Genomic DNA, 24,251 nt, shown 5'->3' with positions numbered 1-24,251 from the left:
TGTCGATCAGCAAAAGCGCCAACTTTAACTACGGCCCCAGAGCCCCAATAGGAATTACTGCAACCCCGTCGTTCCGGCGGAGTGCGGGTCCTCCCGAGGTGATCACCACCAAGGCTGGGTCGTCATCAAGGTGCCCTGCGAACCTCTTGAGCGTGTCGGCCGCATGCTCAATCACCTCTGGGGTGTAGCCCAGTTTTACCTCGACCAGCACATCCCGGCCGCCGACGTTCGCGACCGCGTCGACCTCCAGCTTCGTATTAAGCCGGGCGTGATACACCGTTCTGCCCGTGAACGCACGTAGTTCGTGAACCACAAGTGACTCAAAAAGTTGGCCGAAGTACGCCGGATCTCGAAGGAGATGCTCCGGCCCACGATCCAGCGCCGCCATAGCAAAGGAGGGGTCAGCGAGATGGCGCTTCGGCGCTTTCCTCAACGTCGCTTTAGAGCGCAGGTGCGTGAACCACGCAGGCTGGTCCACAGAGACGAAGATGCTCGCCAGGGCATCGAGATAGTCCCGGGTTGTTTCCCGCGAGGTATCGGCATCGGTCGCGATGGTTTGCAGCTCCAGCTCGGTGCCCACACCACGAGCTAACGAACGGATCATCCGCCTCACCCGCTCTGAATCACGGTTCACTCTGCCAGGGGCGTGGACATCCACGGCCGCAACGGTTTGTACGTAGTCTCGGACGTTTTCAAGCGCATCCTCAAATGGGAGACCAACGTTGTAAGGAAGGCCACCCCGACACACTCGTTCCGCCAGCTGCGGCAGTGTTAACGCTGGTGCCGAAAACGGCAACGGGTCCCCTGCAACTGCCGCAGCAAGCGAAACCGACCCATCCGATTCTCCGGTTTCAAAAAGGGTCATCGTCGACATCGTCATTCGTGCGAACCGGCCGGCACCCGAGTGGCTCGTTGCGTTCGCCCCGGGGGCCGTGGAACCGGTGAAGATGAACTGCCCCTTCGCCTGACGCTCGTCAATGGCGTGCCGTGCGAAATCCCACAACCTCGGCTGCAGCTGCCATTCGTCGATAAGCCGCGGTGTGGCTCCTTCGAGCAGCAGCCGCGGGTCATTATCCATAGCGAGGGTGACGCCAGGATCGGTCTCAACGTTCAGAAAACTTGCGGCTTGCTGTTTCGCTGTCTCTGTCTTTCCACAACCTTTTGGTCCCTGAATAAGGACACCGCCCTGCCTGCGGAGCGACCGCACCAATTCAGCATCCGCCAGCCGTGGAATATATCCGTTCGCCATACAGCCGCATATTAGCAGCTAAACGATCCAGGTTGGCATTTTGAAAACGGTTTGCTTGGCATTCTGAAAACAGATTGCTTGGCGTTTTGAAAGCGATCCGCTTGGCATTTTGAAAACGGGGCGGGCCGGGGGCTCGTCGATAGGCAAAAGCCCCTTACTTCGGCTCCCACAAGCTGCTCGGCCCAGTGAGAGCCTTGCGGTCGCGCGCGAGAATGAGGCGGTCCAAGTCAGCGAGCACCGCGTCGACATCGGACGGGTTATAGCGGCGCTCGCGCCGCGCCCGCTGCAGCTCGCGGCTGGCGGCGCGCAACGCCACATCTTGCATCTGCACCGCACCAGCGCGGGCGCGCTTGAAGGCTTCCTTGCGCTCCTCGGAGCCTTCCGGATCCTGCAAGCGCTTCTCCGCAAACGAATTCAGCCACTCCTGCACCATCGCGTAGGCCTCGGGCTGGTGCTTCTCGCCGTGCTCGCGCACCGCCTTACGCGCAGCCGCGTACGCCCGCTGGTTCAGCTCCTCGAGCGCCTTGTCGGCGCCAGGCCCGTTTTGCAGATCAAGCTTGTCGACGAGCCAAGGGAGCAACAACCCCGGCACCACCATCGTGCAAGTGAGCACGGTCAGCGCGATGACCGACAGTTCGTGGTGGTAGCTCGTCGCCGACGCCGGGATTGCCAGCACGAGCGCCAGCGTGACCAGCCCGCGCATGCCTGCCCACGCCATGAGCAGGACCTCCTGCAGCCGCAGCGGGGAGACGTTCGTGCGGCGCTTTTTCTCGTTGAGCTTGTACAGCACCCACATCCACACGAAGCGCACCGCGAACGCGACGACGGACAGCACAACGCCCACTTGCACCGCCTGCCAGATGTGCGTGCCCGCGGTGTCCAGCGCGTCGCGCACGCTCATGCCGATCAGGCCGAACGCCACGCCGGTAAACAGCAGCTCCACCGTCTCCCAGAAGGAGTGGCCGGTCAGGCGGTCTTCTGCGGTCATGGCGGAACGCGAGGACATCTCCACCGCGGCGATGACGATCGCGATGACGCCGGACGCTTCGATGGCCTCGCACCCTGCGTAGATGGCGAACGGGAGCACCCAGGTAAACGCCGTGCGGATCACGGAATCAGGCACGGAGTTGGCAAAGACAGCGGCCAGCCTGCCCACGACGAGGCCGATCAGCACCGCGGCGATGGCGGCGTAGAGGAACTGCAACACGCCCTTGCCAAAGTCGACCTCGCCGTGCGCGACCGCGGCTGCCATCGCGACGTTGAAGGTCACGATGGAGGCGGCGTCGTTGAACAGCCCCTCCGTCTGCAGCGTGCCGGTGATGCGCTTCGGGATGCCGGCCGGGCCCGCCACCGCGTCCACCGCCACCGGGTCCGGCGGGGCAATCGCGGCGGCGAGCACCATCGCGGTGGCCAAGCTGAGCCCCGGCAGCATCCACATCGCTGTGGCGGTCAGTGCGGCGATGGTGAGGAACACCAGGATGATCGACATGGTCAGCACCACGTTGAGCTGCGAGCCGATCTGCCCCCAGCTCGTGCGCCGGGCCAGCGACCACAGCAGCGGCGGCAGGAAGATCGGCAGGATCAGGTGCGGGTCGATGGAGACAGTGTCGATGCCGGGGATGAAGATCACCGGCGCGACCACCACGGTCAGAAGCGCCGGCCACGGCAGGCCGGTGCGCTCACCCACCGCGGCGACAAGGACGGTGGCCAGCAGTAGGCCGATTAGTGCTATGAAAGTTCCCACGGTGGGTCAGTGTACGGGGCGGTGAAGTAGCAGGCGGAGTTGTCGTCCATCTCCCCCCTAGACGTCAAATAGTAAAAATAGTAAAAATAGTAAGAGGTTGTAAGGAGGAAGCTATGCCGTCAATTCCGCCCCGTCGACGAAACCCGTTTACCGCGACGGTAGGAAAGACTCCACCCGTCCTCGCAGGCCGTGAGCACTTCCTTCACGACTTCGACTCCGCAATCTGGGACGGACCGGGCAGTCACGAACGCATTTCCATAGTGACTGGGCCCAGGGGCGTGGGAAAGACCGTCCTCCTCAACGAGTTCGAAGGCGTCGCAAAGGCCCACTCTTGGCACGTCATCTCCGAAACAACGACAAGGGGATTCATTGAACGCATTCGCGATCGCGCCTACCGCCTCCTTCAGGACGAAGCGGGAGAACCCAAACGCCGACTTAGCGGTGTGACCGGACCGCTGAACTTGGGGTTCACAACTGAATCGACCTCAACGTATTCACCGATCCCGAGTCTGCGTACCGTGCTCGAGGAGTTCTTCGATCACCAGGCGGCCCAAGATGAACGCCTCGGCCAAGACCCAGTTGGGCTTCTTATCACCCTCGACGAACTGCATTACGCCCACATGAACGAGATCGTCGAGTTTGGTACGACGATCCAGCATCTCGTGAGAGAAGATCGGGAAATCGCCGTGGCAATGGCAGGTATTCCCGGCGCGGTAAAACCGCTTCTCGCCGCGGATGAAGGCCGAAATCCCGTGACGTTTCTCCGGAGAGCAAACCGTATTGAAACTGGGATGGTCCCAATTGCAGACGTACGCGACGCACTAGATCGAACCACGTCACAGATTGGAGTCATGTGGACGGAAAATGCGCTAGACCTCGCTGCTGCCGCAACCGGCGGGTATCCCTTCATGATTCAGCTGGTTGGGCAGCACGCGTTCCGCAACCTGCATGGCGATGTGATCGATGTGGACGCAGTAACCAGCGGTATCGCCGATGCTCGTCGCAAACTTGGACAGCTGGTACATGAGCCTTCACTCGCAGACCTATCTGAAGTGGACCGGACATTCCTCACCGCAATGTCTGCCGACGACGGACCTTCCCGCATGTCTGAAATCGCAACACGGATGGGCGTGGATTCGCAGTACGCCGGCAAATACCGAAAGCGGCTAATCGACGCCGAAATGATCCGGCCAACCTCGCACGGGTTTGTCGACTACGAACTTCCCTACATGCGCGAGTATCTGCGCTCACACCCCGCCACCGAGGCCATGGAGCAATTTAGAATATGGCCGGAGTGACCCGAAGCTACACCGCGTCGAAGAACTCCACCGTGGTGCCGTCGAGCACCTTCGAGGGCACCCCGATCTTGCCGGCGTCCCGAGCGGCGGCGTAACCGGACAGCCGGTCACGGTAGTGCAGGAAACGCTTCAGACTGCCGAGCTCGGTGACGTCGACAAGCTCCGCGTCGCCGAAGCTGTTCGGGTTGTCGTTGTACTCGACGATGATGCCCGCGCAGTCCGGACAGTCGGGGTGAACGAAAATCTCTTGAATTGCCATGCCGCCCCCTAGTGCCCGCGGGGCTGCGACAAAGGCTCGCCGGACTCGAAGAACGGGCGCAGCTGGTTGTCAAACAGGGTCAGCGCCGCCGCGATCGCCATGTGCATGTCCAGGTACTGGTAGGTGCCCAACCGGCCGCCGAACAGGACGTTGTTCTGCTCGGATTCTTCTGCCGCGAGGCGTCGATAGGCTTCGAGTTTCTCGCGGTCCTCCGGGGTGTTGATCGGGTAGTAGACCTCGTCGTCGTCCTCCGCGAAGCGGGAGTACTCCTTCACAATCACCGTCTTGTCGGTGGGATACTCGGAGCGCTCCGGGTGGAAGTGGCGGAACTCGTGGATGCGGGTGTACGGCACGTCCGCGTCGTTGTAGTTCATCACCGGGGTGCCCTGGAAGTCACCGACCTCGAGGACTTCCTGCTCGAAGTCGAGGGTGCGCCAGCCCAGGCGGCCCTCGGCGTAGTCGAAGTACTGGTCCAACGGGCCGGTGTAAACCACCGGCGCGTCCGGGTTCTCGGCACGGACCTCGGAGGCGACGGCGAACCAGTCGGTGTTCGTGCGGACGTCGATAAGCTCATGCTCCGCCATCTTCTCCAGCCACGCGGCGTAGCCGTCGACGGGCAGGCCCTCGTAGGTGTCGTTGAAGTAGCGGTTGTTGAAGGTGTAGCGCACCGGCAGGCGCGAGATGATCTCCGGCGGCAGGTCGGTCGGGTCGGTCTGCCACTGCTTGGCGGTGTAGTGCTTCACAAACGCGTCGTAGAGCGGCTTGCCAATCAGGGCGATGCCGCGCTCCTCCAGGTTCGTCGCAGCCGCGGGGTCGAGGCCTTCGCGCTGCTCCTCGATGAGCTTTTTCGCCTCTTCCGGCGAGTAGTAGCGGCCGAAGAACTGGTTGATCAGGCCGAGTCCCATGGGGAACTGGTAGGCGGTGCCGTCGTGCATCGCGAATACGCGGTGCTGGTAATCCGTGAAGTCAGTAAACCGGTTGACGTATTCCCACACCCGCTCGTTAGAAGTGTGGAACAGGTGGGCGCCGTACTTGTGCACCTCAATCCCCGTTTCCGGCTCGTTTTCGCTGTACGCGTTGCCGCCGATGTGGCCGCGTTTTTCCACCACCAGCACGCGTTTGCCCAGCTCGCTCGCCGCCTGCTCGGCCACGGTGAGGCCGAAGAAACCCGATCCAACAACAATGAGGTCGTATGCCATGAGGTCTATTTTCGCACAGTTGCCTATCGACGGAGCTCCGCCGCGACACGCCACAGAAGTCTCAAGTCTTTCTTGAGACTTGAACTTGCACTACACTTCGTTTCTGTCACATTTGCCACTGCTTTCGCAGTGAACGCCAAGAACCCCAGGAGTATTACTGTGCAGCAACGTCGCAGCATTCAGGGCGGCGCGGCCCGACCCGCCCGGGCCGCGATCATGCCCGTGATCGTGTCCATCCTCCTCGTCACAGCACTCGTTGCCGCCAACGCATTCAGCGGCAACCGCATCCTGCAGGTGCAGTCCCTCGGCGCAGGCGCCCCGGAGGTCTACACCACCACCTCGTCGTTCGCGGCCGGCGACAACATCACCGTCGACGACGCCGCCATCCGCACCCAGGGCGGCGAAGAAGATCGCGTGCGCCGCGTAGTCAAGGAGTTCACCAACGACCGCGAGTTCTCCATCGTGGGCCTGACCTGGGCTGGCGACCGGGATGTGGCCGCCTACGTGCGTTCCCAGAAGGCCGACGGCGCCTGGTCCGAGTGGTTCGAGATGGACCCGGCTGACCCACAGGCGGGCTCCGACAAGTTCGGCACCGAGCCGATCTACGTCGGCCGCACGAAGCGCATCCAGGTCTCCACCGGCAACGTGGACCTGCTTGAAGGCGGCCGCGCCGTCTCCGACGCCCCCACCACCGCCAACGACATCGAAGCCGTGTTCCTGGACGGCGGCACCGGCACCGCGCAAGGCGGCATCCAGCCGGTCGCCGATTCCTACACCCGCGGCATGCCCGAGGTGGTCACCCGCGCGCAGTGGGGCGCCGGCCGCAGCAGCACCCCGTACTACTCCGAGCCCACCACCGCCGCCACCGTGCACCACACGGCCGGTTCCAACAACTACTCCGAGGCCGAGGCACCGGGCATCGTGCGCGGCATCTGGAACTACCACACCAACAACCTGGGTTGGGGCGACATCGGCTACCACGCGCTCGTCGATAAGTACGGCAACATCTACGAGGGCCGCGCCGGCGGCATGGACCGCGGCCCGCAGGGCGCGCACGTCGGCTCTTTCAACCAGAACACCTGGGGCGTGTCCATGCTGGGCGACTACCAGACCGCCGAACCCACCCCGGCCGCGCTGCGCGCCATGGGCGAAATCATCGGCTGGAAGGCCGCCGTCGCGGGCTTCGACCCCACCGGCTCCAGCTACCACGTCGCCGAGGGCAACTTCCGCGGCTCCAAGTACGCCGCCGGCCAGGGCGCGATGTTTAACAACATCAACGCCCACCGCGACTTCCACTACAACACCTGCCCGGGCGACAACCTGTACTCCAAGCTGCCCGTGATCCGCGCAACCGCGGCCACGAAGTACCGCTCCCTGGGCGGCAGCCGCTCCGGCATCGGCTCCATCTTGGACCGCTTGAGCGGCAACGACAGCACGTCCACCACGACGACCACGACTGCGACCGCGACGGATGCTGCCCCGGCAGACCCGAACTCCCGCGCCACCGCGACCGCGCCGACACCGACGCCGAAGCGCCAGGGCAGCCCGAGCAACGGCACCCCCGACGGCACCTTGGCCGCGCTGTCCTCCGGTGACCCGAACGCCATCGCGACCGTGGCCGGCACCGCCATCGGCCTGGTGCTGCTGTTCCTGGCCGCCCAGGACAAGCTGCCCACCGTCTCCACTGCCGGCGACACCGAGGTCTTCGAGGGCCTGACGCTGGCGCAGGCAGCCGACCTGGCCAAGCAGATCAGCCCGGCCGTGGCGCCTACCCTCAACGCGTTCGGCTCCAGCGAGGCCGCCCAAGTCTGGACCGCACTTGAGCCCACCCTGGGCAAGCTCGTCGCCGGCGTCGGCGGCCCCACCGGCCCGGCAGTCGCGCTGTACTCCAACGGCATCGGCGCCCGCAACAACGAAGGCGAGATCATCGCCCTGGTGGGCAAGATCGCCGAGGCCTGGCTGCAGCAGGGTCTGGACGCCGGCCCGCTGGGCATGCCGGTGACGCAGCAGTTCAACCCCACCGCCGACACCGTGCGCGTGGACTTCGAAGGCGGCTTCATCACCTTCAACCCGTCCACCAACGCGGTGGACATCAACACGAACTAGGCGAGGTTGAGGCAGCGCGACACCGCGTCCTCCCACGCGGCGACAAGCCGGTCCCTTTCGGGGCCGGCCATTTCGCTTTCCCAGGTGGTTGCGGGGCCGAGCGTCAACGGTTCGTCGATAAGCGAAATCCCCATGCCCGCCGCCGACGCCGCACCCATCACCGTGGTCTCCGTGTTCGCGGGGCGCTCGACCGCCAGGCCCAGGATGTCGGCCTGCATCTGCATGAGCAGGTCGTTCGTGGTCATGCCGCCGTCGACCTTCAGCGCCTTCGGCTCCCCGCCCATCGCGCACACCACCTCGCGCGCCTGCAAACACGTCGCCTCGAGTGCGGCCCGGGCAATATGCCGCCTATCGACGAACCGGGTCAACCCCACGATCACCCCACGCGCATCAGGGCGCCACCTCGGCGCGAACAGGCCCGAAAACGCCGGGACGATCACCACTCCCCCACTGTCTTCGACCTGGCTGGCCAACGTTTCCGACTCCGCGGCGGTGCCCAGGATGCCCAGCTGGTCGCGCAGCCACTGAATCAGCGAACCGCCCACCGCCACCGAGCCCTCCTGCGCGTACACCGGCGGCTGGCCCTGGACCTGGTACGCCACGGTGGTGAGCAGGCCGCGGTCGCTGAACTTCGGCGTCGCACCGGTGTTGAGCAGCATAAACAGCCCCGTGCCGTAGGTCATCTTCGCGTCGTTTTCGCGGATGCCGCCCTGGCCGAACAGCGCGGCCTGTTGGTCGCCCAGCACGCCGGTAATCGGCACGCCCGCCAGCGGGCCGCGGGGGCGGATCTTGCCGAAGTTGCCCACCGACGGGCGGATCTCGGGGAGGATTTGCGGTGGGATGCGGAGCTCGTCGCAAAGCTGCATGTCCCACTGCAGCGTCTCCAAATCCATAAGCAGGGTGCGCGACGCGTTGGTCACATCCGTCAAATGCAGCGCACGGTCCAAGTCCTTCGCGCCGCCGGTGAGGTTCCAGATCAACCAGGTGTCGATCGTGCCCGCCAGCAGCTCGCCGTTGTCCGCGCGCTGCCTTGCGTTTGGCACGTTATCCAGGATCCACGCCCACTTCGGCGCCGCCGGGTACGAGTTGTGCAACAGCCCCGTCTTGCGCAGGTACTTTTCGGCATCGCCGTCGTGATTCGTGCGGGTGTCCTGCCACACGATAGCGTTGTAAATCGGCTTTCCGGTCTTCTTTTCCCAGATCACGGCGGTTTCGCGCTGGTTGGTCAGGCCGAGCGCGTCGATGTCCTGCTCGCTGATGTCCTCGTCCGCGAGCGCCTCGCTCAAGGCCCGGCGCGTGTTGCGCCAGATCTCCATTGGATCGTGCTCCACCCAGCCCTTTTGCGGCATGTGCTGGGAGTGCTCGAACTGCGACTGGGCGACGACCTTGCCGTCGGTGCGTGTGATGCACACGCGCGTCGACGTCGTGCCCTGGTCAATCGCCGCAATCAAAGCCATGCGCGCGATTCTACGGGTGGGCGTTGGGGTCCTTGTTCGGTGGCCGGGTGCTTGCGGCTCGCAGTCAGGGACGAGGCTGCAGACCTGCTAGTTGTTGCGAATCTGCTAGTTGCCCCCGCATCAGCCCGACCCCGAACTAGCAGATCACACTCTTACCGACAACGGCATTCAATATCACCTGGGCAAACACAAACTTGGACACTTGATCTGCTAGTTGCGCTTCCGAGCCAACTAGCAGATCAGCACTACTAACAGATTCGTACCACCACCAGCGGGGACGCCAACGCCGACGCGTCCAAAAAGTCACCAGACTCCGCGTCCAAAAAGTGTGTAGACATCGCTGTCCACTGAAATCAACAGGCCTCCTCTTCACCCGCCCGACCGCGAGGGGCATAGTGAGCGCATGGGGGATCTACAGCAGAAACGCGACGCAGAAATCCAGCTGATCAAGGACATCGCCTCGCGGTGCAAGACAGCAGTCATCACCGGCCCGGCAGCAGCGCGCTGGCTGGGCCTTTCCACAAAGACTTGGGTGACAAAGGTGGATCTCGCCTTACCCGGAAACTCCCGGACGTGGGGCGACAAAGATCCGCGCAAGGTGTACCACGGCGGCCTCCTCCGCGACGCCGAGTTCGTCGAGCACAACGGCATCCGTACCGCGACAGCGATTCGTGCGATGTTCGACTCGTTTCGCTACTACGGCCCGATGGAGGCGCTGGTGCAGATCGAGTCGGCGCGCTTCAAGCACGAGCACCTCACCACGGACTATCTGCTGGAAAAGACCGAATCGCTCACCCGAGCCCGCGGCATCAAGGCGTTCCGTGAGCTGATCTGTTACTCTGCGGACACCTCGGCCAGCGCGTTGGAGACCATCGTGCGAGATGCGATTCTGCGCGCCATCGCGGAGGGCCGCCTCACGGGGGTGGAAACCATCGAGTTCCAGGTGGGGTTCCGCATCACCGAGGCAGACGGGTGGCCCACTGTTGCTTGGGCGGACGTGCTCATCAACGGCCTTCTCGTGCTCGAGGCGGACGGGCTGGAGAAGAACAGCGGGGTGTTCGGGGATGCAGCAGAAGCTTTACGACGGGAACGCCACCGCGAAACCCAACTCCAGAATCACGGCGCCGTGGTGCGCAGGGTCGGCTGGGACAGGGCGGGAACCGCGGAGTTCATCGCGCAGATCCAGAACGCCATTGACCAGCGTCCGGGGGTTCACCAGCTGCCCAGCCGGATCGATACGCCGTACCGCACCTGGCTCGCGGGCCTGGAGCAGCAGGCGAGCTAGAACCAGCGCTCGAGCACGCGCGCGACGCCGTACTCGTCGTTGGTGGTGGTGACGTGGTCGGCGGCGTCGTGAAGCAGGGGCGCCGCGTTGGCCATGGCCACGCCGCGGCCGGCCCAGCGCAGAAGTTCCAGGTCGTTGGGCATGTCGCCGAACGCGATGGCGTCGGTGGCGGTCACGCCGTAGCGCTCGGCAAGGTAGCGCGCGCCGGCGGCTTTGTCCACGCCGGGGCAGGACACCTCGATCAGGCCCTCGTCCATGGAGTAGGTCACGTGCGCCAGCTCCGGATCAATCTCGGGGGCGATGAGCTCGAACATCTGCGCCGAGGTCATGGACGAGCAGCGCACCAGCAGTTTCGCGGCGGGCTGGCTGATCAGGGTCTGGGTGTCGGCGATGCCGAATTGGTTGTCCCAGGCGTCCCGGTTGTACTCGGGGGTGATGATGAAGCACTCTTCTTCCGGGTCGAGCGCGGACGAACCGACGCGCTCCACGCCGTAGCCGTGCGGCACACCGGCGAGCACGCGCTCCGCCACCTCGACAACCTCGGCCATCGCGGACGGGGCGAGCTCGAAGGCGTGCAGTACCCGGTCGGAAGCCGGGTCGTAGACCACCGCCCCGTTGGCGCACACGCACACAGGCGAAAGCGGGAGCTGCTCCAGCACGGGGATGAGCCAGCGGTGCGGGCGGCCCGTGGCCAGGCCGAAGTGGGCGCCGGACTCGACGGCGCGGGTGACCACCGCACGCAGCCTGTCGGTGACGCGGCCGGCGGAGGTGATGAAGGTGCCGTCGATGTCGGAGATGATCAGGCGCGGGGCGTCACCGGTGGCGTCGACAGGCATGAGCATCAACCTTTCTTGCGCTGCTTCTTCGCTTCGCGTTCGGCGCGCTCCCGAGCGTAGAGCTCCTCGGCTTCTTCCGGCGTGGGGGCGGTGCCGCCGAGCGCGACCGGCATCCATGCCTCGCCCGCGCCGTCGGTGTAGAGGGAGGTGTATTCGGAGCGTGAGGCGTCGAGAAGCAATTGCATCTGGTGCTTCAGCTCGGCGGTGTCGGCCTCGGCGTCGCCGGTGAGGTGGACGGGCTCGCCGTAGCGCACGATGACGGGCACGTTGCGGAAGTGCTTCGGCAGGTCTTTGGTCCAGATGCGCTGCGAACCCCAGATCGCGCACGGCACGAGCGGTACGCCGGCCTGGTGGGCGATGCGGGCGGCGCCGGTTTTGAAGTTGGCCAGCTCGAACGACCGCGAGATGGTGGCCTCGGGGAAGATGCCCACGAGGTTGCCCTCGCGCAGCATCTCAACCGCCGGGGCGATGGAGGCGCCGCCGCGGGCGCGGTCCACAGGCACGTGCTTCATCAGCTTGAGCAGCCAGCCCAGCACGGGCACGTCGAAGACGGACTTTTTGGCCATGAACCGCACGAGCCGCTCGCCGTGCAGGTAGGGCCCGGTGCCCAGCAGGATGAAGTCGGCGTAGCCGGTGTGGTTGCCGGCGAGCATCGCGCCGCTTTCCGCCGGGATGTTTTCGGCGCCGATGACCGTGACCTCGATGTTCGCCGCGCGCATGAGGCGGCGGGCGAAGCCGACGAGACCCTGGTAGAACTTCTCCACGGCTTCGTCGCGGTTGGCGGCGATGCCTTCGTAGAGCCGCGGGACGGTGAAGCCGCGGTATCGGCGCATATCCATTACGGCGTGAGCACTTCCTTGCCCACCCACGGGCGCAGCGCTTCGGGCACGCGCACGGAGCCGTCCGCCTGCTGGTTGTTTTCCAGGATGGCGACCAGCCAGCGGGTGGTGGCCAGGGTGCCGTTCAGCGTGGCGGCGGTCTGGGTCTTGCCGTCGGCGTCGCGGTAGCGGGTGTGCAGGCGGCGGGCCTGGAAGGTGGTGCAGTTGGAGGTGGAGGTCAGCTCGCGGTACGTGCCTTGCGACGGCACCCACGCCTCCGTGTCGAACTTCCGGGCGGCGGAAGAGCCGAGGTCGCCGGCCGCGACGTCGATGATGCGGTAGGGCACCTCCACGGCGGCGAGCATGTCGCGCTCCAGGCCGAGCAGCTTCTGGTGCATCTCCTCGGCGTCCTCGGGCTTGCAGTAGGCGAACATCTCCAGTTTGTCGAACTGGTGGACGCGCAGGATGCCCTTGGTGTCCTTGCCGTAGGAGCCGGCCTCGCGGCGGAAGCAGGAGGACCAGCCGGCGTAGAGCAGCGGGCCGTCGGACAGGTCGATGATCTCGTCCTGGTGCAGGCCGGCGAGCGCCACCTCGGAGGTGCCGACTAGGTACATGTCGTCGCGCTCGAGGTAGTAGATCTCCTCGTCGTGCGCGTCCAAGAAGCCGGTGCCCTGCATGACGTCGGGGCGCACCAGCACCGGCGGAACCATGAGCTTGAAGCCGGCCTCGCGCGCCTTCTGGGCGGCGAGCATGAGCATGCCCAGCTGCAGCCAGGCGCCGTCGCCGGCCAGGTAGTAGAAGCGCGCGCCACCGACCTTGGTGCCGCGCTTCATGTCGATAATCCCCAGCGGCTCGGCCAGGTCCAGGTGGTCTTTGACCTCGAAGTCGAACTCGGGCACCTCACCGACGTGCTCGATAACGACGAAGTCCTCCTCGCCGCCCGCCGGGGCACCCTCGATGATGTTGGCGATGGAGTACTGCAGCTTCTCCAGCTTCTCCTGCGCGGCAGCTTCCTCCGCCTCGGCCTCCTTCACGCGGGCTTTGAGCTCGTTGGAGCCTTCCAGCAGCGCCGGACGGTCCTCGGGGGCGGCCTGGCCGATTTTCTTGCCAAACGCCTTCTGTTCGGAGCGCAGCTCGTCCGCCTTCTGGATGGCGGAGCGGCGGGCTTCGTCGGCGGCCAACAGCTCGTCCACAAGCGCAGGGTCTTCGCCGCGGGCCTTTTGGGACTCGCGGACGGCCTCGGGGTTTTCGCGCACACGCTTCAGATCAATCACGCTTGTTCACCTTACCTTGTCTGCCGACCCTGCAACCGACGCTGAAACCGACGCTGCAACGGCACAACGACGTCCGGTCATAACCAGTGCGCTATGGTGGGCGTATGACCCTCCCGATCGCAGACGGCCCTGTGCCCAAGCACGAGCAGCTCCGCTCGCTTCTGGAGTCCCGCATTGCCGCGGAGTTCTCCCCCGGCGACCCGCTGCCGGGCGAGCGCGCGCTGGAGGAGGAGTACGGCGTCTCCCGCATCACGGTGCGCCGCGCGATCGGGGATCTGGTGGCGGCGGGCCGGCTGCGCCGCGTGCGCGGTAAGGGCACGTTCGTCGCCCCGGCCCCGTTGGTGTCGCGTCTGCACCTGGCGAGTTTCTCGGATGAGATGCGGGCGCAGCGCGTGGAGGCGTCGTCACGCATCTTGCTGTGCGAGCGCACCACCCCGCCGGAGGAGGTCGCGCAGTTTTTCGGCACTGCCCCCACCGCCACGCACATCCGTTTGCGCAGGCTGAGGCTCGGTGACGGCGAACCGTACGCCGTGGACGACGCCTGGTACAACGCCACCCTGGTGCCGGACCTTTTGGAAAACGACGTCTACCACTCCGTGTACACCCTCCTGGACAAGCATTACGGCCTCGGCATCACGGAAGCGGAACAGACCGTCACCGCGGTCACCGCCGGGCCGGACAACGCCCCGCTGCTGGACGTTCAACCGGACACAGCCCTGCTGCACATCGTGCGTTACGCCCGGTCAGGGACGCACAACGTGGAGTTTTGCTCCTCCGTGTACCGCACGGACCGCTACCGGCTGACTACTCGGGTAGCGCGAGAAGTGGAATAATGGGCCGCCATGGCTTCGAAACAGAGCGCGCTGCGTTCCTTCATCATCGCCGCACTGGCGGGTGCCGTCGGCGCGGGCACGTACACGCTTGCCGCCGACACGTCCGAGCCTGAGCCCGGGGCCCAGGACTCCTCCACCGTCGCCAGCGCCACCGTCTCGCCCGACCAGGCCGCGACGTTCACCACCGCCGATGCCGGGGCCTGCTTGACCTGGCAGGTGGCCGAAGACGGCACGATCACCGGCTTCGAGCAGGCGGACTGCGAGGGCGAGCACCGCTTCGAGGTGTCCCTGCGCCAAAACCTGGCCACCTACCCCACCTCCGAGTTCGGCCCGGAGGCGCCGATGCCGAACCCGACGCGCCAGGCCCAGCTGCGCGAGGAGCTGTGCGGCGCCGGCACCTTCCGGTACTTGGGAGGCAAGTACGACCCGAACGGCCGCTACTCCATCGCCCCGATCCTGCCGCCAGCGGACGCGTGGGCCCGCGGCGACCGCACGATGCTGTGCGGGCTGCAGGAGACCAACCGCGCCGGCGAGCCGATCCTGACCTCCGGGCGTGTGGCAGATCAGGACCAGGCCCGCGTGTTCGAGGCGGGCCAGTGTGTGTCCATCGACTCGTCCAACACGCTGACGGCGGTGAAGTGCGCGGACCCGCACCAGCTGGAGATCACCAGCCAGGTCTCGCTGGAGGAGGTCTTCCCGGATCACACCCCGGCCGTGGAGGAGCAGGACGCACACCTCCAGGACGTGTGCACCCAGGCCGCGCAGGACTACATGGGCAGCGAGGAAAACCTCTACCAGATCGCGCTTCGCCCGTTCTGGACCACGCAGTCAACCGCCTCATGGGAGGGCGGCTCGCGCAGCGTGAACTGCGCGTTGATGTTCTCGCGTCCGGAGGGCGGCTTTGCCAACCTCACCGGGTCCGCGACGCAGGGCCGTGGGCAGTTGCTTATCGACGACGCTCCGCCGCCCGAACGCCCCCAGCGCCGCCCCCTAAGGGAAGAGCAGGCTCCGCCCGCACCCGCCCCCGCTGCCGATGCTGGCACTGGCGCTGGCGCAGCACAGGACCCGGCCGCTGGCGCGGCACAGGCACCGGTGCAGTAGACCATGCTCCCGGTCAGCGACGAGGCGTTCGAGGAGATGATCAACGACGCGTTGGACACCATCCCCGACAACTTCGCCCAGCACATGACCAACATGGTGATCCTGGCGCGGGACTACAACCCGGACGACCCGACCCTGCTGGGCCTGTTCGAGGGTGTGCCGCTGACGGAGCAGCACTCGAACCACTCCGGGTTCTTGCCGGACGCGGTCTTCGTGTACAAAAACGCCCTCGAGGCGATCTGCGTGGATGAGGAACAGCTGCGCCACGAGGTGAAGGTGACCGTGCTGCACGAGGTGGGCCACTACTTCGGGCTCGAAGAGCACGAGCTCCACGCCCTCGGCTGGGGCTAGCTTTAGGGGCTAGTTCTCCGAAGAGAGCCCGCCCATCTCCTTGGCCACCCGCTGCACCTCCAGCGCGCGCTCTTCGTCCCCCATGGCGCCGAGGCCGTCTAAGCCCCGGTACTGGATCTCGTCGGCGTCCGGGTCGTAGTGCATCGCAAGACCCCAGCACGGGTCCTCGGCAGGGCGGCGCTGCAGCAGCACCTCGTACATGAGGCGGTGCAGCTGCTCCTCGAAGTGGAGCTCCACCAGCCCCACGCGCCCCTCGATTTCCCGGAGGACGAAGAAGAACACTTGCCCTCTCGGGTTGCACCCCATGAACAAGCTCAGCGGGAACTTCTCCTGCATAAAGTGCATCTGGCTGCGCACTTCGTACTCGAAGCGCTCAACCGCGTCGCCCGCCCACGGGTACCTGTCCGTCGGCATTGTGAAAACCATCGCTATCGTGCCTCCCTCGGCCAGGTTCCCAGCTGGCGCATCTCGGTGGTGTGTTCGGCCCCGGCCTCGAGCGCGTCCGCCACGTCTGCGTCGCTTGCGTGGCCCGCCAGGTCCACGAAGAAGTCGTAGGTGTTCGGTTCCTCGCGCGTGGGCCGCGACTCGATTCGCGTCATGTCCACCCCGCGCGCCGCGAATTCCTGCAGCACGCGCACCAGGGCGCCGGGTTCGTTTTTCGTGCGGAAGACAATCGCGGTGCGGTCGTTTCCGGAGGGTTTCGGCGGAGCAGTCTGCTTTGCGACGAGCACGAACCTGGTCCGCGCCGTCTCCGCGTCCGCGACACCGCGGGCGTGCACTTCCAGCCCGTGCAGCGCCGCCGCCCGCTCCGGGGCGACGGCCACGTCGGCGGCGCCATCGGCCACCATCTTCGCCGCCGCGGCGTTGGAGGGCGCCGGGATGAACTCCGTTTTCGGTGTGTTCTCGGCGATCCAGCGCTTGACTTGTTGGTGGGCGACGGGGTGGGTGGCGAGCCGGAGGGCGTCGTCAAGCTTGTGCCCTTGCTTAGTCATCACCGCGAACGCGATGGCGAGCTCGGTCTCCCCCACGATGCGCGCGCTTTCGGTGGCGGCGAGCGCGTCCATGGTGGTGGTCACCGCGCCGTCGATCGAGTTCTCGATCGCGCACACCGCGTACTCCGCCTCGCCCGCATCCAGGGCGGCGAGTGCCGCGGCCGGCGACTCGACGGGCACGTACTGCGCCCCCTCGATGCCGAAGCGGCGCGCGGCTTCTTCCGTGAACGTGCCCGCGGGGCCCAAATACGCGATGCGGGTCATGGCTGCCTCTGCATCAGCGGGTGGGTGTCGTTTGCCACGTCTCTCCAATTCTCTGCGGTCGTGCGGATGCGCTCGGCCCAATCGTCCCACGACGCGCCGCTGGTGACTTCATCGATCTGCTTGTTCATGGTGATCTGCACCTGCGCGTGGTGGAACGGCTTTCCGTCCGCTAGCGCGTCGATGTAGGCGGTGGCGAACGGCTCGAGCTCGGCGCGGGAGAACACGCCGTAGGTGTATTGGAGGTTCTCCATGTAGAAAATCGCGTCCACCTGATCAAGCTTCGTGCCCTCCGGGCCGGAAGTAAGCGCGAAGAAGGTGTTCAGCGCGGCCCAGTTGTCACCGAAGTACTGCGCCTGCTGGTGGACCTCCTGGCCGAGCCGGGTAAACAGTGCTTCGGTGAGGTGCGCGCCAGAGGGGCGGTGCGCGGGCTGCATGGCCGAGCGGTGGTACAGGTGCGCGTCCACCATCGCGTTGGCACGAGCCCCTTGCAGCCCCTGGGCGAAGCGCTGCAGCGCCGCCGCATCCGGCACACCCTGGGCCGGGTCGTACGGGTGGCTGCCGTGGTAGACAAACGAGTCGGACTGCGGCTCGAAGCTGGCGGCGTAGATCTGGGTCGGCCCGCCCTGGCCGGTCTGGGCAACCTCTTGCCAGAACACCTCGTAGAACAGCGTGCGGTGCTCGTCTTCATAGTCGATCGTCGCGGTCTGCGGTGGCTCGCCTTCCAGCTGCACCATCGCGGTGACGAAGGTTTTGCCCTCGTGCGCGATCACCACGGAGTAGAACGCCTCCACTGGGAGGTGGTTGGAAATCTGCGCGACGATGGTGCGCACTACCTGTTGATACGGCTCTCTCGGGCTGCCCGCCCCGGGGTTCTCACCGGCTCCCATAGGCACGTTTGTACACGAATGTCAGCTGGCTGGCCTGTCCTGCGCTGCGTCTTCGGCGAGCAGCGCGTAGGTGATCAGCCAGTGCGTGGCCATGAAATTCTGGCCGGTCAGGTGGGGCGAAGCGGCGTCGATAAGCGCTTGCGTACCTTGCGGTTTCCCAATTTCGCGCAGCAACCACGCGCGGGTGAGCATGAGCCCGATGAGGTGGGCCTGCTGGCCGTCCTCCGGGTCCGCGACCTGAATCGGCGCGGTGTAGAACTCGAACGCCTCGGGGGCCAAGAAGCCGTCCAGCCAGGTAGCGAACTCGCCGGCCGGCAGCACCCGGCGCATCAGCGCGGCCTCGGCCAGACCGTTGGAGACGAAGTCGTGGCCCGAGACCTCCCACGCGTGCGGGTAGGCGCGGTCGGCGCCGAACCAGGCGCGGGCGGTGCGTTCCACCAGCTCGCGCATCGCCGGTGCGGCGTCATGGATGAGCAGCAGCGCCAGCGCCGAGTTCGAGTGCACGCCGTGGCGCACCGGCCACTGCTGCGTGTCCAGCCACACGGCGATGTTGCGCCCCAGCTGGGCCTCAAGCGGCGCGAGCGCGCCCTCCCACCGGGTGCCGCGGCACTCCTTGATCAGCTGCATCGCCCACGCCCAGCCGTACGGCCGCTCGTAAAGCGGGTGGGTGCGCAGGTACTCGGCCTCGGCGGCGACGTTGTCTTTGGTCAGGCGCTGATCGAGGAGGTCGGCGAGCCTGTGGTCGTCGATACGCACATGCATCTTCACCGCGGTGCAGAGCATGTGCACGCACGAGTGCCAGTCGTAGGAGCCCCAAAACGCCGGGTGCAGCGCCCGCGGGTCGGGGTGGCCGGGGCCAGCCTGCTCATGGTGCATGGCGGCGGGGTACTCCTGGCCGACGACCTGCGCGATGGTGCGCGCCCACGAATCCTGCATGGCGTTAAAGTTAGCGCATGACTCGGCGCCTGAAGCTCGAAATCGTGCTCGTCCTCGCGGTCACCTTCGGCACTTCGGGGCTGCGGGCGGCGCTTCGACTTGTGGACTCACTGCTGAAAGCCCCACTGAACCAGCAGAGCACCACCATCCACGACGCGGCCTCGTCGATTCCCTGGCTCGACCTGGCGCTGCAGGCGACCTCCGCGCTGACACTTCTCGCGTGGGGCGGGCTGGCGTGGTTCCTGCTTGACCAGCATTGGCGCTGGCCCAGCTGGTCCGACGCCGCGCGCGGGGCGGGGTTTGCGGCGCTGATCGGGCTGCCCGGCCTGGCGTTCTACGTCACCGCGGTGCACCTGGGCCTGTCCAAGGTGGTGGTGCCGACTACCGCCGCGGTGCAGATCCCGACGTCGCTTCTGTGGTCCTTCGCCAATGGCTTCGGCGAGGAGATCGTGGTGGTGATGTACCTGCTCACCCGCCTGAAGCAGCTGGGGTGGAAGCCCTGGCAGGCTATCGCGGCCTCAGCGGTGCTGCGGGGGTCCTACCACCTGTACCAGGGGATCTCCGCGGGTGTCGGCAACATTGTCATGGGCGTAATTTTTGCCTGGTACTTCCACAAAACTTCCCGGGTGTGGCCGCTGATCCTGGCGCACTTTTTCATCGATGCCGTGGCGTTTATCGCCTACCCGCTGCTGGACCTGTCGTGGCTCAGAATCTAAACACTCCCGTCACACTGGTTACACTAAGCGCATGTCTACTACGCCCCATTCCAACGACCCCCGCGATAACGCGGGCGAGTTCGTGCTGGGCAAAGACGGCAAGCCCCTCGTGGACCGCTACGGCCGCCCCATTCGCCGTCGCACAACTGCTTCTCGACGCGATCCCGCCGCACGCCACCCCGACGAATTCACGCGCGTAGAACCCCGCGCGCGCAGGGTTTCGCAGCGGGTCGAGCCGGGCCACACCGTCTACGAACCCCCCGCCGCCTACGAGCCGCGCCGCGCGCCGGAGCACCCGCGCAGCCGGACGGCGCAGCAGCGCCCCGCCCCGGAGGAAGTCCCACTGCAGGTGTCGAAGCGGAGGCGGCGGGGACCGAAGGAACGTCGCAAAGTAAAGCTCCCCGGCTGCGGGGCAATACTTGCCCTGGTCATCGCCTTGCTGATCGGCTCGGTGCTGATCGCGGACGCGCGCCTCAACCGCACCGCCGCCATGCCCGACCAACAGATCTCCGGCACCTCGGGGACCAACTGGCTGCTCGTGGGCTCCGACTCGCGCACGGGCTTAAGCGATAAGGACGTCGAACGCCTCGGCACCGGCGGCGACCTGGGCACCGTGCGCACCGACACGATCATGCTCATGCACCTGCCGCTGCGCGGGAAACCGACGCTGGTGTCCATCCCGCGCGACTCGTACGTGCCCGTGCCCGGGTACGGCTACGACAAGATCAACGCCGCGTTCTCTATCGGCGGCCCGCAGCTGCTGGTGGAAACCGTGGAGCAGAACACCGGGCTGCACGTGGACCGCTACGCGGAGATCGGCATGGGCGGCCTCGCCGGCGTGGTCGACGCGGCTGGCGGCGTGGAGATTTGCGTCGCCGAGCCAATCGACGACCCGTTGGCCAACATCAACCTCCAACCCGGCTGCCAGCAAATGGACGGCCCCACCGCGCTGGGCTACGTGCGCACCCGCGCCACCGCCCAGGGCGACCTGGACCGCGTGGCACGCCAGCGCGAGTTCATGACCACCCTGGTCACGCGCGTGCTGTCCCCGTCCGTGTACCTCAACCCGTTCCGCATGGCGCGGCTTATGTGGGTCACCCCGACGCTGCTGACGGTCAACTCCGACGACCATGCCTGGAACCTCGCCCGCATCGTCATCGCCCTGCGCGGCGGCCTGGAAACCGAGACCGTGCCCATCGGCGGGTTCACCGACACCGAGGTGGGCAACGTGGTGCTCTGGGACGACACCGCGGCCGAAGCGCTGTTCGCTTCCCTGCGGTAGGGCGCCGAGCGGGGCGGTTGGCGCAACAAGCGTCCACAGGCGGAAAACCGGCTACCTAGATCCGGCTACCAACCGATTTGGGAGCGCGGACAAAAAGTTGGAGTGTTGGGGGCAGCACCGGTTGATGTTGCAGGTGGGGATGTGGTCAAGGTTGTTCAGTGGCGCGATCTTTTCGACCAGCAGCAACAGTGGCCATCAACCCGATCATGTCGCCGCCAGCAGCAGGACTCCGAAGCCTCCAGCCGGCAACAGGGGCGGTCAGAGTGGCCTGGCCGCCGTTCTCGACGGGGGTGTGGTGGCCGGGTCCCGGCCTGTCACCGGGCGAAACGGGCGATAGCGTCGGTGACTTCCTGGAACTTGGCGTCGGCCTCCTCTCCTCCTAACTTGGCGGCGTCACGGACGCAGTGTTTCATGTGGTCATCGAGTAGTCCCAGGGCAACGCTGCGTAGGGCAGCATTGACCGCGGAGATCTGGGTAAGGATGTCGATGCAGTACTGTTCCTCGTCGACCATGCTGTGCAGGCCCCGGGCCTGTCCCTCGATGCGCTTGAGGCGGGCGAGATAGCGATCCTTGTCGTTGATGTAGCCATGGGTGGTGTGACAGGTGTCGGCCCCACCCGAGGAAGAAGCGGCCTGATCAGGGGTGCGAGTATCCACAATGGTCTCCTTGCTGAAAAAAGGGGGCAGGTATGTCCTGAGTCAGTTGCGGGTCGATCAGGATGGAAAGCCCGAGGGCATGGAATGAGGCATGAGGACCTCATGGTCCCCACGCCCTGTGGCGTTATTCGGATAAGTAGTCGGCAGATTGTCGGCCCGGAGGGGCCTGCCGGGTGGGGCCGGGGAGAGGTCAGGAGCAGGTACTTGGGGACGGAGGTCTGAGTGTGATTGGAGGGACTCAGCCACAGGAGGGGGACACGGGGTTCCTTATCGCTAGAAAAGGATGTGGATTAGGCGGTGACCGGCTGCCGCACGGAGGGGCGAGCGGGCTGCGGTGAGGAACTTGTGTTGTCGTGGGAGGACTTGAATCTACGCAGCGTGAGGGAGTTGGAGACCACGAACACCGAGGAGAAGCCCATCGCAATGCCCGCCAACCCCGGGTTGAGGAAACCGATCGCGGCGACCGGGATCAGCACGACGTTATAGGCGAACGCCCAGAACAGGTTGCCCTTGATGGTGCCCAGCGTGCGACGTGACAGACGGATGGCATCGCCCGCGGAGCGCAGGTCGTTGTTCATTAAGGTGATATCGGAGGCCTCGATGGCCACATCCGTGCCCGCCCCCATGGCCAGACCCAGATCGGCCTGGGCCAGGGCGGCCGCGTCATTGACGCCGTCGCCGACCATGGCGACCTTCTTGCCCTCATGTTGTAGCTTCTCGATGACCGCGACCTTGTCCTGCGGCATGACCTCGGCACTCACGTTGGCCGCATCGATGCCCACCTCTTGGGCGACGGCGGCCGCGGCCTTCGCGTTATCGCCGGTGAGCAGGTACGGCCTCAACCCCAGCCTGCGGAACTGGGCGACCGCTTCCGCTGAGGAGTCTTTGATGACATCGCGCACCACGACCACACCGGCGGGCTGGTCATCGACGTAGACGGCCACCGGGGTCGCGCCCTGCGACTGTGCGTGGTCGAAGGCGGTGGTGAGGTCACGGGGCAGCTGGCCGGCGGGACGGCCCACGGTGACGACGTGACCCTTGACGGTGGCCGTGACGCCCCGGCCGGCGGTGCTGTCGAAGTCGGTGGCCTCCTGGATGTTCCCGGAGCGCTCGGCCTCGGTGACAATCGCCTTGGCGATGGGGTGCTCGGAACCTGCTTCGACGGCCGCCGACAAGGCGAGGACCTCGTTGTTGGTGTAGCCGTCGGCGGCGTGGACGCCGGTGACCGACATGACCCCGGAGGTGACGGTGCCGGTCTTGTCCATGACGATGGTGTCGACCTGGCGGGTGGATTCAAGGACCTCCGGGCCCCTGATCAACAAGCCCAGCTGCGCGCCCCGGGAGGTGCCCACCAGCAGGGCGGTCGGGGTGGCCAGTCCCAGGGCGCATGGGCAAGCGATGATCAGCACCGCGACTGCGGCGGAAAAGGCCCAGTTCGCCCCGCTGCCGGCGGCGAGGTGGACGATCAGGGTGATGATGGAGACGACAATGACCGTCGGGACGAAGACCGAGGAAATCTTATCCACCAGGCGCTGGACCGGGGCTTTTTTCGCCTGGGCGTCAGTGACCAGCTTGGCCATCTGGGACAGCGTGGTCTCCGAACCTGTGCGGGTGACTTCGACCAGCAGTCGACCGGAGGTGTTGATCGTCGCGCCCGTGACCGGGGTGCCGGGGGCGGCCTCGACGGGAACGGACTCGCCGGTCAGCATCGACTCGTCGATGGCCGAGGTGCCCTCGATGACACGACCGTCGGTGGCGATCTTCTCACCCGGGCGGACGACGAAGACGTCACCGACTGTCAGCTGGGAGACCGGGACGCGGACTTCCTCACCGTCGCGGATCACCGCGGCGTCTTTCGCACCCATGTCCAGCAGGGACTTCAGCGCCGCGGAGGACTGGCCCTTGGCGCGGACCTCAAACCACCGGCCGAGCAACAGGAAGGTGATGACTACGGCGATGGTCTCGAGGTAGATGTGGTCCATGCCGTCATCGCGGGGCAGCAGGCTCATCTCCATCACCATGCCGGGGTGCCCGGCGTTGCCGAAAAACAAGGCCCACAGCGACCACAGATACGCAGCGGTAGTGCCCAGAGACACGAGTGTGTCCATCGTGGTCGAGCCGTGACGCAGGTTGGTTAAGGTCGCCCGGTGGAACGGGGCGCCACCGTAGAAGTAGATCAGGGTGGACATGACGAGCAGGGCCCACTGCCAATTCATGAACTGCAGGGACGGGATCATCGAGATCGCGACCACCGGAACGGAGAGGATCGTCGACCCGATCAGACGCGTCTTCAGGTCTGTGGCCTCGGCCTCGCGGGCCTGTTCGTGGCGGTCACCGACCACCTCGGTGTCCTCCTCCGGACCGCTGTCCACGGCGGAGGCGTGTTGATCCCCCATGGTGAACGCGTCGTACCCGGCCCCCCGCACGGTTTCGATCAGCCGATCGGCGTCGACTTTGGTGGGGTCGTAACTGACGGAGGCGGATTCGGTGGCGAAGTTAACGGTGGCCTCCACGCCATCGAGCTTGTTGAGCTTGCGTTCCACCCGCCCTGAGCACGACGTACAGGTCATGCCGGTGACGCCCAGATCGACCTGGAGTAGGTCAACCGACGGTTGAGTTTGAATCATCAGTGATCAGTCCTTCAGTAAACAGTCGTGAGGTGCATCTCCGAGGTCCCAAAAGGCCCGCCCACAGATGCACCGTCGGGG

At 65.8% G+C, this 24,251-nt stretch carries 22 protein-coding genes; 8 read left to right on the top strand and 14 right to left on the bottom strand.

Annotated elements, in window-relative coordinates:
• Window positions 1-28: 28 nt before the first annotated feature.
• Window positions 29-1,249 carry an ATP-binding protein gene (locus HMPREF3151_RS00180; RefSeq protein WP_070471957.1) on the bottom strand — a complete coding sequence of 407 codons (1,221 nt, stop codon included), beginning with the start codon at window positions 1,247-1,249 and terminating at the stop codon, window positions 29-31.
• Window positions 1,250-1,403: 154 nt separating this feature from the next.
• Window positions 1,404-2,993: a cation:proton antiporter gene (locus HMPREF3151_RS00175; RefSeq protein ID WP_070471955.1), complete on the bottom strand. Its 1,590-nt coding sequence runs from the start codon at window positions 2,991-2,993 to the stop codon at window positions 1,404-1,406.
• Window positions 2,994-3,106: 113 nt separating this feature from the next.
• Here HMPREF3151_RS00175 and HMPREF3151_RS00170 point away from each other — a divergent pair, with 113 nt between their 5' ends.
• Entirely contained in the window at window positions 3,107-4,291 is a 1,185-nt protein-coding gene (locus tag HMPREF3151_RS00170; RefSeq protein ID WP_070471953.1) for an AAA family ATPase, read from the top strand.
• A gap of 7 nt (window positions 4,292-4,298) precedes the next feature.
• On the opposite strand, the gene HMPREF3151_RS00165 is transcribed toward HMPREF3151_RS00170, so the two are convergent.
• Together HMPREF3151_RS00165 and glf are read right to left on the bottom strand one after the other, a co-directional pair.
• Window positions 4,299-4,550 (bottom strand): hypothetical protein, encoded by a 252-nt coding sequence (locus HMPREF3151_RS00165; protein WP_083290083.1) that lies wholly within the window; start codon window positions 4,548-4,550, stop codon window positions 4,299-4,301.
• Between the two features lie 8 nt (window positions 4,551-4,558).
• A complete protein-coding gene (glf, locus tag HMPREF3151_RS00160) occupies window positions 4,559-5,749 on the bottom strand; it encodes a UDP-galactopyranose mutase (protein ID WP_070471952.1) in 1,191 nt (396 codons plus the stop codon).
• A gap of 159 nt (window positions 5,750-5,908) precedes the next feature.
• Between glf and HMPREF3151_RS00155 the strand changes: the two genes are divergently transcribed.
• A complete protein-coding gene (locus HMPREF3151_RS00155; protein ID WP_246815154.1) occupies window positions 5,909-7,855 on the top strand; it encodes an N-acetylmuramoyl-L-alanine amidase in 1,947 nt (648 codons plus the stop codon).
• On the opposite strand, the gene glpK is transcribed toward HMPREF3151_RS00155, so the two are convergent.
• Window positions 7,852-9,312, bottom strand: coding sequence for a glycerol kinase GlpK (gene glpK, locus HMPREF3151_RS00150; RefSeq protein WP_070471950.1), 1,461 nt, complete (start codon window positions 9,310-9,312; stop codon window positions 7,852-7,854). The genes HMPREF3151_RS00155 and glpK overlap by 4 nt on opposite strands.
• A 403-nt stretch (window positions 9,313-9,715) precedes the next feature.
• On the opposite strand from glpK, the gene HMPREF3151_RS00145 reads away from it, so the two are divergent.
• On the top strand, window positions 9,716-10,597 hold the full coding sequence (locus HMPREF3151_RS00145) for a hypothetical protein (protein WP_070471948.1): 882 nt from the start codon (window positions 9,716-9,718) through the stop codon (window positions 10,595-10,597).
• On the opposite strand, the gene HMPREF3151_RS00140 is transcribed toward HMPREF3151_RS00145, so the two are convergent.
• The 3 genes from HMPREF3151_RS00140 to serS are packed head-to-tail and all read right to left on the bottom strand — an operon-like array spanning window position 10,594 to window position 13,525.
• On the bottom strand, window positions 10,594-11,433 hold the full coding sequence (locus tag HMPREF3151_RS00140) for an HAD family hydrolase (protein WP_070472109.1): 840 nt from the start codon (window positions 11,431-11,433) through the stop codon (window positions 10,594-10,596). The two genes, HMPREF3151_RS00145 and HMPREF3151_RS00140, sit on opposite strands and share 4 nt — an antisense overlap.
• Before the next feature lie 5 nt (window positions 11,434-11,438).
• Window positions 11,439-12,272, bottom strand: a complete 834-nt coding sequence (locus tag HMPREF3151_RS00135; protein ID WP_070471945.1) for a lysophospholipid acyltransferase family protein — start codon at window positions 12,270-12,272, stop codon at window positions 11,439-11,441.
• Window positions 12,272-13,525 (bottom strand): serine--tRNA ligase, encoded by a 1,254-nt coding sequence (gene serS, locus HMPREF3151_RS00130; protein ID WP_070471944.1) that lies wholly within the window; start codon window positions 13,523-13,525, stop codon window positions 12,272-12,274. The genes HMPREF3151_RS00135 and serS overlap by 1 nt, the downstream gene beginning before the upstream one ends.
• Before the next feature lie 104 nt (window positions 13,526-13,629).
• On the opposite strand from serS, the gene HMPREF3151_RS00125 reads away from it, so the two are divergent.
• From HMPREF3151_RS00125 to HMPREF3151_RS00115, 3 genes are read left to right on the top strand one after another with little or no spacing between them, the layout of a single operon-like run.
• Window positions 13,630-14,358, top strand: coding sequence for a GntR family transcriptional regulator (locus HMPREF3151_RS00125; protein ID WP_070471940.1), 729 nt, complete (start codon window positions 13,630-13,632; stop codon window positions 14,356-14,358).
• A gap of 9 nt (window positions 14,359-14,367) precedes the next feature.
• Window positions 14,368-15,459 (top strand): septum formation family protein, encoded by a 1,092-nt coding sequence (locus tag HMPREF3151_RS00120; protein ID WP_070471938.1) that lies wholly within the window; start codon window positions 14,368-14,370, stop codon window positions 15,457-15,459.
• Window positions 15,460-15,462: 3 nt separating this feature from the next.
• Window positions 15,463-15,810, top strand: coding sequence for a metallopeptidase family protein (locus HMPREF3151_RS00115; protein WP_070471936.1), 348 nt, complete (start codon window positions 15,463-15,465; stop codon window positions 15,808-15,810).
• Between the two features lie 9 nt (window positions 15,811-15,819).
• On the opposite strand, the gene HMPREF3151_RS00110 is transcribed toward HMPREF3151_RS00115, so the two are convergent.
• The 4 genes from HMPREF3151_RS00110 to HMPREF3151_RS00095 form a co-directional block, all read right to left on the bottom strand.
• The gene (locus tag HMPREF3151_RS00110; RefSeq protein ID WP_070471934.1) at window positions 15,820-16,236 is read right to left on the bottom strand and encodes a hypothetical protein; all 417 of its coding nucleotides are present in this window, start codon (window positions 16,234-16,236) and stop codon (window positions 15,820-15,822) included.
• A 2-nt stretch (window positions 16,237-16,238) separates the two neighbouring features.
• Window positions 16,239-17,066 (bottom strand): prephenate dehydratase, encoded by an 828-nt coding sequence (gene pheA, locus HMPREF3151_RS00105; protein WP_070471932.1) that lies wholly within the window; start codon window positions 17,064-17,066, stop codon window positions 16,239-16,241.
• Window positions 17,063-17,896 (bottom strand): hypothetical protein, encoded by an 834-nt coding sequence (locus HMPREF3151_RS00100; RefSeq protein WP_070471931.1) that lies wholly within the window; start codon window positions 17,894-17,896, stop codon window positions 17,063-17,065. The genes pheA and HMPREF3151_RS00100 overlap by 4 nt, the downstream gene beginning before the upstream one ends.
• A gap of 78 nt (window positions 17,897-17,974) precedes the next feature.
• Entirely contained in the window at window positions 17,975-18,889 is a 915-nt protein-coding gene (locus HMPREF3151_RS00095) for a DUF2891 family protein (RefSeq protein WP_070471929.1), read from the bottom strand.
• A 17-nt stretch (window positions 18,890-18,906) separates the two neighbouring features.
• Between HMPREF3151_RS00095 and HMPREF3151_RS00090 the strand changes: the two genes are divergently transcribed.
• Together HMPREF3151_RS00090 and HMPREF3151_RS00085 are read left to right on the top strand one after the other, a co-directional pair.
• On the top strand, window positions 18,907-19,605 hold the full coding sequence (locus HMPREF3151_RS00090) for a CPBP family intramembrane glutamic endopeptidase (protein ID WP_070471927.1): 699 nt from the start codon (window positions 18,907-18,909) through the stop codon (window positions 19,603-19,605).
• Window positions 19,606-19,636: 31 nt separating this feature from the next.
• Window positions 19,637-20,887 (top strand): LCP family protein, encoded by a 1,251-nt coding sequence (locus HMPREF3151_RS00085; protein ID WP_070471925.1) that lies wholly within the window; start codon window positions 19,637-19,639, stop codon window positions 20,885-20,887.
• A gap of 314 nt (window positions 20,888-21,201) precedes the next feature.
• On the opposite strand, the gene HMPREF3151_RS00080 is transcribed toward HMPREF3151_RS00085, so the two are convergent.
• Both HMPREF3151_RS00080 and HMPREF3151_RS00075 read right to left on the bottom strand, forming a co-directional pair.
• The gene (locus tag HMPREF3151_RS00080) at window positions 21,202-21,543 is read right to left on the bottom strand and encodes a metal-sensitive transcriptional regulator (RefSeq protein ID WP_269511641.1); all 342 of its coding nucleotides are present in this window, start codon (window positions 21,541-21,543) and stop codon (window positions 21,202-21,204) included.
• A gap of 290 nt (window positions 21,544-21,833) precedes the next feature.
• A complete protein-coding gene (locus tag HMPREF3151_RS00075; RefSeq protein ID WP_070471924.1) occupies window positions 21,834-24,170 on the bottom strand; it encodes a heavy metal translocating P-type ATPase in 2,337 nt (778 codons plus the stop codon).
• Window positions 24,171-24,251 lie beyond the last annotated feature (81 nt).

The organism is Corynebacterium sp. HMSC05H05 (assembly GCF_001807265.1).
Lineage (GTDB): Bacteria > Actinomycetota > Actinomycetes > Mycobacteriales > Mycobacteriaceae > Corynebacterium.
Note: the sequence above shows the minus strand (reverse complement) of the source record. Positions and strands in the feature narration are given on the sequence as shown.